The organism is Oleiphilus sp. HI0066 (assembly GCF_001635725.1).
The window spans coordinates 1-1210 of record NZ_LWFH01001627.1 but is presented as its reverse complement, the minus strand read 5'-3'; the positions used below and the strand labels follow the sequence as shown (position 1 = coordinate 1210).

At 43.1% G+C, this 1210-nt stretch carries 1 protein-coding gene; it reads left to right on the top strand.

The window, feature by feature from the left end; genetic code table 11:
• Window positions 1–140: 140 nt before the first annotated feature.
• Window positions 141–1210 (top strand): UvrD-helicase domain-containing protein (locus A3738_RS25500; RefSeq protein ID WP_231876763.1); only part of this gene is annotated, 1070 nt, incomplete at its 3' end.

Genomic DNA, 1210 nt, shown 5'->3' with positions numbered 1-1210 from the left:
TTTTATTTTACGAGCGTTTAGATGGGAGCGAAGCCCTGAATTTAAACCCTTGTAAATGAAATAAAGATAGCTTTTTTACTCGGCTTGCAACTCGGTTAAACTACGCGGCTCTATCGTTAATGTGTTTATTGAGGTCAGTTGTGGGGAGTACCCTGAATCCAAAACAGAGTGAAGCCGTTAAATATGTTGGCGGGCCTTTGCTCGTATTAGCTGGTGCAGGGAGTGGTAAAACGAGTGTAATTACGCGCAAGATTGCTTATCTCGTTAACGAGTGCGGTATTAAAGGCAGGAATATCGCAGCGGTTACCTTTACCAATAAAGCCGCGAGGGAAATGAAAGAGCGGGTTAGTCAGCTGATTTCGGGCCCAGATGCGCGTGGCTTAAATATTTCCACTTTTCACAACCTCGGTCTCAATATCATTCGAACTGAGCACGAGCGCTTAGGCTATAAACCAGGGTTTTCTATTTTCGATAGCGAAGATGCAAAAACCTTGTTGCGAGACATCCTCATGAAAGAAGGTGAGGAAAACAGCGATGTTCTCAATCTTGTCCAGATGCAAATTTCTAACTGGAAAAATGTAATGTGGACACCTCAAGTTGCGGTGAGCAAAGCAAAAACACCAGAAGATCTGCAAGCTGCCCAAGCCTATGTTCTATATGAGCGCTATTTGAAAGCCTATAACGCTTTAGATTTTGATGACTTAATTTTATTGCCCGTTTTGTTATTTAAAAATGAGGCTGATGTATTACAAAAATGGCGGCAGAAAATTCGATACTTGTTGGTTGATGAGTATCAAGATACCAATCTCGCTCAGTATGATCTTGTTCGTATGTTGGTGCAGGAGCGAGAGGCGCTAACAGTCGTCGGGGACGACGATCAATCAATATATGCATGGCGAGGTGCGAGACCTGAAAATCTAGCCAAACTAGAGCAAGATTTTTCATCATTGAAACTCGTTAAGCTCGAGCAAAATTATCGTTCCACAAGTTTGATATTGAATGCAGCAAACGTCGTGATCGCGAATAACCCGCATGCATTTGAGAAAGCCTTATGGAGTGATATGAAAGGTGGCGAGCCTATTCGTATTATCCGCTGCCGTAATGAAGATGCAGAGGCCGAACAAGTTGCGGCTGAGATTCTCGATCAGAAGTTAAAGCGCGGTGTTTCGTTCAAAGATTTCGCAGTGTTGTATCGCGGTAATCATCAAAG